We start from the raw sequence: 9,375 nt of genomic DNA on the forward strand, positions 1-9,375 counted from the left end.
AACTGAGTTAGCCGTTTTTATTTAAGCGTTAACTGTTCAGACCAACTGCTTAAAAGCTACGGCTAGAACTTAGCATTAGCCCATAACCACAGTTTATCAGTATCGACTTTACCTGCAGCAGTATCGCCTTTTGAATACGCGGCGTATTTAATCCCTAAGGTATAATTTTTTGTCACCGGCACGCTGAAGACTGCATTAATTTCAGACCCTAAATCATCCACTAAAGCCGATGATTCATCAGCCTCAAAATCGTGATATACCAGCGCCCATTTACCGCCAATCACCTTACCGCCAATTGAGGCGTAAAGATCGGCTAAGCCTTGTTTAGGGGTTGATAAAAACTGATCTGACCAACCATTAAAGCCATGCAAGGTCGCTAAAGGTGTTTGGAAACCATAGTCGCCGCCGTCTGATCCCAATACTTCATAACCCACTTTAATAGTAATCGCCGAAAAACCGACTCCAGCCTCAACGCTCATATAATCAGCTGAATAGGACAAGTCTGCGTTATCAGAATCCTGGGTGGCATACTCTGCTGAATACAATACTTTGATATCACCCACATCGGTATTACCAGCAAAGCGTAAACCATAGGTATCAAGGCCGTTATCAATGGCGCTATCTTCTTCTAGTAAATACCCATAACCACTTAAGGTACCAAAATCGGTTTTTAGTGAAGCATTTATCAGGTTATCTTTTGAATCGATATCTTTTTCCTGTGCAAAGATACGATTACGCTGGCTGATATAGCCGTAGTCAATTTTAAATACATCGTTAAATTTGTACTCTAACATCACCCCATCGAAGGTCTGTCTATCTTGACGCCAGCCCACATGACCCACAAAGCGTTGGTTATCAAAGGTAATGACTTGGCGACCACCTTTAACGGTAAAGCCTTCATAGTTATATTTTAAAAAGAATTGATCAAACTCGGTGGTTTCTGGATCGGCAATCACTGAATATTGCGGATTTTTACCTAAGGTATTGTTGTAATCATCAACGCCGGCAACCACACGTGAATCTTCAAACTCAAGGGTGGACGAAAAACCATAGTAATCAGCTGTGGCATAAGTCAGACGAGTGCGAAGGGTTAAACCATCAGCATCTTTTAAGGCATTATCTTGATCAACCATTTCATAACGCAAATTCAAGTCGACCTTAACGCTGCCTTGGGTGACCGCATCAGCAACGGACTGGGTCGTTTCAGCATGAGCCGAGCCCATGGCCAACAAGGTTAATGATAGCGGCGCCGCAAGGCTTACTATCGATTTGGTTAATTTGCTATTAATCAGTGCAGCGAGTTGCTTCTGTTTCATCATCTTTCCTTTTATATTTATAACTAAACTGTTCCATGCATCAGTGTTAAACCGCTTCAGCCTGTTCATCTGATGTAGTTAGTGTTAAACCGCTTCAGCCTGTTCATCTGATGTAGTTAATGACTTACTAATATTAATAGGCTCTACTTTGCGCTGTTTCTCATAAAGAAACTTCAGTACTTCGGCCCGCAAACGGTTGTATTCAGGATCTTCTGCTAGCGCCAGACGATCTCTTGGGCGGGGTAAATCAACTGTAAGAATTTCACCCACGGTTGCTTCTGGGCCATTGGTCATCATCACAATGTTGTCTGACAGCAATACCGCTTCATCCACGTCATGGGTGATCATGATGACGGTATTATTAAGCTCCAGTTGAATTTCCATCAGCGAGTCTTGCATATGGGCTCGGGTCAAAGCATCGAGCGCCCCAAAAGGCTCATCCATCAATAGCACTTCAGGTTCCATTGCCAAGGCTCTGGCGATGCCCACTCGTTGTTTCATGCCGCCAGATATTTCACTGGGCAGTTTGTGCATCGCATGATCCATATGCACTAGGCTCAGGTTGTATTCAATCCATTGCTTCATTTCAGCTTTTGACTTAGTGCCTTTAAACACCTGCTTTACTGCTAATTCCACATTTTGATATGAGGTTAACCAAGGCAATAAAGAGTGGTTTTGAAACACCACAGCTCGCTCAGGGCCGGGCTCTGAGACTTCAGTACTATTTAAAATCACCCCACCTTTGGTGGCCTGATATAGCCCCGCCACAATATTGAGTACGGTTGATTTACCACACCCCGAGTGACCAATAAGCGAGACAAACTCACCTTTATTAATTTTTAAATTGACTTCCTTTAGCGCCTTAAACGGCCCATTTGGGGTTGGAAAGTCCATGTCGATATTACTAATGTCTAAAAATACACTCATAAGATTTATCCTTATTCCTCAACGAACTCTTCAACCAGTTAGTGACTTTTATCCCAAGAGAACCAGCGCTGTAGTGCCAGTACGCCACGGTCTAACAAAAAGCCAATAAAGCCAATCACAATCACTGCCGCCATTATTCGTGACAGAGATTCTGAACTGCCGTTTTGGAACTCATCCCAAACAAACTTTCCAAGCCCAGGGTTTTGCGCCAACATTTCTGCGGCAATTAACACCATCCATGCCACTCCTAGGGATAAACGCATGCCAGTAAAAATCAGTGGTATTGATGCTGGTAATACTATTTTCTGTACATGGGTTAACGGTGATAAGCGCAGCACCCGGCTGACATTGAGTAAGTCAGAATCAATGGATGCCACCCCTATTGAGGTATTAATGACCATGGGCCACAAACTACAGAGGGTGACGGTCAACATAGAATTGATAAATGATTTGGAGAACATAGGATCTGGTGACACATATAACGCGCTCACCACCATGGTCACCAAAGGCAGCCATGCCAGTGGTGACACAGGTTTGAATATTTGCACTATCGGATTAACCGCTGCATTAACGGTTTTACTTAACCCCATCCAGATCCCCATGGGGATAGCAATAATGGCGGCTAGTATAAACCCAGACATAACCGTGATAAGTGAGGTCACTATCTGATCGAAGAAGGTTTCCTTACCGGTATACGTTCTGGTTTTCGCTTGATAACTGGGATCGGCAGCCAGCCTTGCATTATTGCGAACTTGTTGGCGCTCATAAAAAGCCGCCGCCTTTTCTCGCTCGGCATTATGCTCTTGGTAAAGCCCATCGAACTGACCTATAACAGCCACAGGACCAGGAAACTTACCTAGGGATGTATTAATATTATTGGCTGTAATTGACCAAATAACCAAAAACACGGTAATACCGATGAGCGGTAATAATAATGCTTTGCTCATTGCCGCTGATTTGGCTAACAACGAAGTTACAGCCGACTTATCCATAGGGAGTCTCTGCGCTAATCTTGCAATGGTTGTCATAGGTCTATCCTCACTTCGATAGCTCTTACTTGCATAAAATCTGAATCAAACTCGACATAAAACTCGAGATAAAGTACTTAAGCTCAGGCTTACAGTTTGTCGCCTTGTTTTAATCCGATACTGAACTTGTTGATATAGGCATTCGGTGCACTACCGTCATACACAATGTCATCAATAAAATGTTGCTGCGGCTTTTTAAAGCCCGTTTCAGTAGCAAAGTCAGGGAAATGTTTGGCATCAATACTTTTATCATCAATTAACGATTGCGCCGCTTTTGCATAGATATCTGGACGGTAAACCTTGGCAGCTATCTCTTTGTACCAAGTATCAGGCTTATCATCTGAAATCTGTCCCCAACGACGCATTTGGGTTAAGTACCAAATCGCATCTGAGTAATATGGGTAGGTTGCGTTATAACGAAAGAACACGTTGAAATCAGGCACCGCGCGCTTATCACCTTTCTCATATTCAAAGGTGCCCGTCATGCTATTGGCAATCACATCGTAATCAGCGCCAACATAGTTAGATTGAGATAAGATTTTCACAGCTGCTGGGCGGTTAGCATTGTTGTTTTCGTCTAACCATTTAGCCGCTTTAATTAATGCTCTAGTTAAGCGAATAGTGGTGTTTGGATACTTTTCAGCAAATTCTGCAGTAATACCAAATACTTTTTCAGGGTTATCTTTCCAAATTTCATAATCGGTAACCACTGGCACCCCGATGCCTTTAAATACCGCTTGTTGGTTCCAAGGCTCACCAACGCAGTAGCCATAGATGGTGCCAGCTTCAAGGGTTGATGGCATTTGTGGTGGCGGCGTAACAGATAAGTAAGCTTCAGCGTCAAGTTGTCCTGAAGTATCACCTTTGTGAGGCGCATAAAAACCGGGGTGAATACCACCAGCGGCTAACCAATAACGTAGTTCATAGTTGTGGGTAGAGACTGGAAATACCATGCCCATTTTAAAGGGCTTACCTTGCTCGTTATATTTATCTACCACAGGTTTGAGCGAGTCTGCTTTAATGGGATGAACCGGTTTACCATCAGCATTTTTAGCGATGTTAGGCTTCATTTGCGCCCAAATATCATTGGATACAGTAATAGCATTACCATTTAAATCCATTGAAAAAGGCGTAATGATATGGGCTTTGGTACCATAACCAATCGTGGCTGCAATAGGCTGACCTGCTAGCATATGCGCCCCATCTAAGCGGCCATCAATCACGCCGTCCAGTAACACTTTCCAGTTAGCTTGAGCTTCGATGGTGACGTATAAGCCTTCTTCTTCGAAATAACCATTTTCATAAGCGATAGCGATAGGCGCCATATCGGTCAGTTTAATAAAACCAAATGTCAGCTCTTCTTTTTCAGGAAAGCCTACTTCTGCAGTGGCAACATTAACTTGCATCGCTGCACCAATACTTAGCGCGACCGCAAGCTGTTTAAAAGACGTTTTCCAGTTCATCGTTTATCCCTTTTAAGTTTAAAATGACTTAAAACAAAAAGGCGCTTTAATTATCCCTAAGGAATAATTAAAGCGCCTTTGCTTTATCGTTAATGTGTTCCATCTTGTCGCTCTGCATAAATATTCAACAAACTGCAGATTAAACCAATAAATAGTCTCAATGACGAGTATTGTTGTCATAGTCCATTCAGTAACCATGCCACAAATGTAAACCACTGTTATAAATGATTAAATGTGTTTGCAACTGAAAAACCTATTGCCCCTAAGCGTCCGTAACGGTGCAAGATAAAATACTGTTGCACTTTTTTGGGCAGCATTTAACTTTAGACTAGCACCGGAACTTGGGGTTTAGTTGCTGACTGTGTAGGTGATTGCGTATGTGATTGTGTATGTGATTGTGTTAGTCGCAGAGTAAATGATTAAGTCATGGCTGTGTCGATAACTAAAGCGATAGATAAGCAAATGAAATTGAGCTACCGATATAAAAAGCCACTTAATCTGGTGATTAAGTGGCTTTTATTTAGTAACTAATGCGAGTAACTAATCTGAATTACTAACTTAAGCTAATTGAGACGCATTAGCTGATGGTTACTCTTGTTGAAACAACTCTGGTTAGCCTAATACCGCAAGTAGTACACCTGCAGCAACAGCACTACCTAATACACCAGCCACGTTTGGCCCCATAGCATGCATCAGCAAGAAGTTTTGGTTATTAGCTTCAAGACCTACCTTGTTAACAACGCGCGCCGCCATCGGCACTGCAGAAACTCCTGCTGCGCCAATCAATGGGTTAACTTTGCCACCAGATAGCTTAGACATGAACTTCGCCATTAATACCCCTGAAGCAGTACCAATACTAAATGCCACGGCACCTAAAATAAGAATACCCAAGGTTTCAATGCGTAAGAACTGTTCTGCCTGTAATTTAGAGCCTACAGCTAAACCTAAAAAGATAGTCACAATATTGATAAGCTCGTTTTGCGCGGTAGAAGATAGTCTATCAACCACGCCAGACTCACGCATTAAGTTACCTAAACAGAACATGCCCACTAAAGGCGACGCCGCTGGTAGGAACAAAATCGTTAGACCGACAACCATCAAGGGAAAGATAATTTTCTCTTTCTTACTGACTTCACGTAGCTGCTCCATTTTGATGCTACGCTCTGACTCATTGGTTAATAGACGCATAATTGGCGGCTGAATTAACGGCACTAATGCCATGTATGAATAAGCTGCAACAGCAATCGCACCTAATAAATCAGGGGCTAGTTTTGAGGCTAAGAAAATCGCAGTTGGACCATCTGCACCACCAATAATCGCAATGGCTGCGGCGTCAGTCATGCTGAACTCAAAACCCGGCACCACATTAAGAGCAATTGCACCTAATAAAGTCGCAAATATCCCGAATTGGGCTGCAGCGCCCAACAATAAGGTTTTTGGGTTAGCGATTAATGCACCAAAATCGGTTAATGCCCCCACGCCCATGAAAATCAGTAATGGAAATATGCCGGTCTCAATGCCCACATGGTAGGCGTACCAAAGTAAGCCGCCTTCTTCAGTGAAACCCGCATTTGGAATATTCGCCAGTATGGCACCAAACCCAATAGGCAATAATAGTAATGGCTCGAAGCCTTTTGCTATTGCGAGATACAGTAATAAACCGCCTATTGCCATCATAAATAATTGATCAAGAGCGAAGTTAGCAATGCCTGTCTCAGACCAAAAGGCCAGTAATCCTTCCATGCTATCTCCTACGCTAATGCTAACAATGGTGAACCAACCGAAACGGCATCACCTTGCTTAACTGAAATATTTTTGATGAAACCTGTTATTGCTGCGCGCACTTCAGTTTCCATTTTCATTGCTTCAAGGATTAACACCACATCACCTTCATTGACGTGATCGCCATCGTTTACCAATACTTTAAAAATATTACCCGACAGCGGTGCATTCATGGTGGCTTTCACTTCATCGCTCACAGGTGCAGCAGCAACAGTTGGAGCAACGGCAGCAGGTGCTGCTGATGTCGGCACGATCTGGCTGATATCGCCTCCTTCGCTTACCTCAACCACAAAGCTTTGTCCTTGCACATTAACAGTGTAGGTTTCAGCGCCTTTTTCAGCTTTAGCCGCAGGCACGGCCATATCATCAGCACTTGGCACTGGCTCAAAGGCATCAGGGTTACCGCGATTAGTCAGGAACTTAAGACCAATTTGATTAAATAGGGCATAGGTCATTACATCATCATCAGTTTCTGCGGCTAATGTAATACCGTCTTTCTTAGCGATGTCAGCAAGCTCGCTGCGAAGCTTATCTAATTCAGGTTCAATTAAATCTGCAGGGCGACAAGTAATAGCCTCTGCGCCATTTAATACCCGTGCTTGCAGCTCGGCATTAACCGGAGCCGGCGTTGCACCGTATTCGCCTTTCAGTACACCTTCGGTTTCTTTAGCTAAGGTTTTATAACGCTCGCCCATTAAGACATTAATCACTGACTGGGTGCCGACAATTTGCGAGGTTGGTGTAACCAATGGCAAAAAGCCAAGATCTTCACGCACACGAGGGATCTCTTCTAACACCTCATCCATTTTATCTGCAGCGCCCTGCTCTTTGAGCTGGTTTTCCATGTTAGTTAACATGCCACCTGGCACTTGTGCACGAAGAATACGTGAATCAATGCCTTTAAGCGCCCCTTCAAAACGGGCATATTTCTTACGTACTTCTCTAAAGTAAGCGGCAATTTCTTCTAATGCTGCCATGTCGTAACCCGTGGCGCGGCCCGAGTCTTCTGCCATAGCAACTAATGTTTCAGTAGCTGAATGGCCATAGGTTTGGCTCATGGTTGAAATCGCGGTATCAAGAATATCAACACCAGCCTCAATGGCTTTTTGATAGGTTGCAGTACTTAAACCCGTTGTAGCATGACAATGCATAGAAACGGTTAAGTCAGTTTGAGATTTTAAACGGCTGATAAGGTCATAAGCTTGCATTGGCTTAAGTAAGCCTGCCATATCCTTGATGCACAGTGAGTCACAGCCCATGTCTTCAAGGTTTTTAGCCATATCAACCCAAGTATCCACGTTATGAACTGGGCTACTAGTAAATGAAATCGTACCTTGTGCATGACCGCCGACTTGCTTAACTGCTTTAACCGCAGTTTCTAAGTTACGCACATCATTCATGGCATCGAAAATTCTGAAAACATCAACACCATTGGTATGGGCACGCTCAACAAAGCGGGTCACCACATCATCGGCGTAATGACGATAGCCTAATAAATTCTGACCACGCAATAGCATTTGCTGTGGTGTATTTGGCATCGCCTTTTTCAGCTCTCTGATACGATCCCAAGGGTCTTCGCCTAAATAACGAATACAAGAATCAAACGTAGCACCGCCCCAAGACTCTAAAGACCAAAAACCAATTTTATCCAGTAAAGGTGCAATAGGTAACATATCGTCTAAACGTAAGCGCGTGGCTAAAATAGATTGATGGGCGTCTCGTAATACTACATCTGTTAACGCTAAAGGCTTGCTCATGATAACTCCTAAACGATTTAATCTTTGGCACGATACTGGTGAATAGCAGAAGTGATAGCTGCTATTAACTTAGGATCAATTGATGTCGCAGCTGCGGGTACAGGTGTAGGCGCATTAGCAACAACAGGCTGAATGTCTGACTGACATAATCTAGCTACAAGATTAATGCCGATAATTAATATGCTTAAAAATATAAAAACTAAGCTCATCCCCATTATCATCATGCCCAAGGCATCCAATAATTGCTCGGATATTGATGATGTCATAAACCCTCTCTTGTCATTATGTGCAATTAAAAATTGCCCACAGGATCAGTTCCAATGTTTACACGTCAATAACGTCTGCTGAATAAATTGCACCAAAACGATGCGGCATCAACAAAAGGAATAATTATTCATTCAGCATAAGCTGTTTTTATTCCATTAAAATCCACCAGTTCAGCGATTAAACTACCCTGTGATTTTTTACCGACGAAAAATATAACCAATCTATAACAATTAATCCAACACCTTGTAAATTGGTCAGACCAAAATTAATAAGATTAAGCCCACCTTGGTGATAATTCGATAAAAATAGTTCACATATAATGAAGAATCTTCATTTTTGATTACTTTATCAGGAAAATGATAAGGTCATGACAAGATCTATATAAAAAGAGATATCAGAAATAAGAACAGCTATATTCACCAAAATTGTGCAGATGCTCTATTTAGCATAAATATGTAGTGGTTTTTGTAATTTATGGCTCATCATCAAGCTGTAATTAAAATAAAAGCATACAAAACTAATTAACCAAGCTAAGTACAATTAATCAACTAGAGTGAACGTACTAACCAGCATGACTGAAGGATTTATCCAAATTTTGATGTGGTTCATTTTGACTTAAGATCTAAAGCAGGTTAGCGACATTTGAGTGAGTGTGAAGTAGGTATATTGGCAGGAAAACTTAAAGTCACTTTATATGACTGACTGGATTTTAGGCATAAAAAAAGCCCTGTAGATAACTACAGGGCTTTTTCTAATACTGGTGCGGATGGGAGGATTCGAACCTCCGACCGCCTGGTTCGTAGCCAGGTACTCTATCCAGCTGAGCTACATCCGC

At 42.5% G+C, this 9,375-nt stretch carries 7 protein-coding genes and 1 tRNA gene; all 8 read right to left on the reverse strand.

The genetic code is table 11. The features are described from left to right. Positions 1-62 precede the first annotated feature (62 nt). On the reverse strand, positions 63-1,223 hold the full coding sequence (locus Q4591_RS13520) for an alginate export family protein (RefSeq protein ID WP_303446298.1): 1,161 nt from the start codon (positions 1,221-1,223) through the stop codon (positions 63-65). A gap of 177 nt (positions 1,224-1,400) precedes the next feature. Then, positions 1,401-2,243, reverse strand: coding sequence for an ABC transporter ATP-binding protein (locus tag Q4591_RS13525; protein ID WP_102477193.1), 843 nt, complete (start codon positions 2,241-2,243; stop codon positions 1,401-1,403). 38 nt (positions 2,244-2,281) lie between these two features. Beyond that, positions 2,282-3,190, reverse strand: coding sequence for an ABC transporter permease (locus Q4591_RS13530; protein ID WP_241901093.1), 909 nt, complete (start codon positions 3,188-3,190; stop codon positions 2,282-2,284). A gap of 170 nt (positions 3,191-3,360) precedes the next feature. Beyond that, positions 3,361-4,677, reverse strand: a complete 1,317-nt coding sequence (locus Q4591_RS13535; protein ID WP_227006757.1) for a CmpA/NrtA family ABC transporter substrate-binding protein — start codon at positions 4,675-4,677, stop codon at positions 3,361-3,363. 669 nt (positions 4,678-5,346) lie between these two features. Further along, positions 5,347-6,477 (reverse strand): sodium ion-translocating decarboxylase subunit beta, encoded by a 1,131-nt coding sequence (locus tag Q4591_RS13540; protein WP_102438094.1) that lies wholly within the window; start codon positions 6,475-6,477, stop codon positions 5,347-5,349. A gap of 8 nt (positions 6,478-6,485) precedes the next feature. Beyond that, the gene (gene oadA / locus Q4591_RS13545; RefSeq protein ID WP_102438092.1) at positions 6,486-8,273 is read right to left on the reverse strand and encodes a sodium-extruding oxaloacetate decarboxylase subunit alpha; all 1,788 of its coding nucleotides are present in this window, start codon (positions 8,271-8,273) and stop codon (positions 6,486-6,488) included. A 17-nt stretch (positions 8,274-8,290) separates the two neighbouring features. Further along, positions 8,291-8,539, reverse strand: coding sequence for an OadG family protein (locus Q4591_RS13550; protein ID WP_076542995.1), 249 nt, complete (start codon positions 8,537-8,539; stop codon positions 8,291-8,293). 759 nt (positions 8,540-9,298) lie between these two features. Then, positions 9,299-9,375 (reverse strand) — tRNA-Arg (locus tag Q4591_RS13555).

The organism is Shewanella sp. 3_MG-2023, from assembly GCF_030548765.1.
In the GTDB taxonomy this organism is placed as follows: Bacteria; Pseudomonadota; Gammaproteobacteria; order Enterobacterales; family Shewanellaceae; genus Shewanella.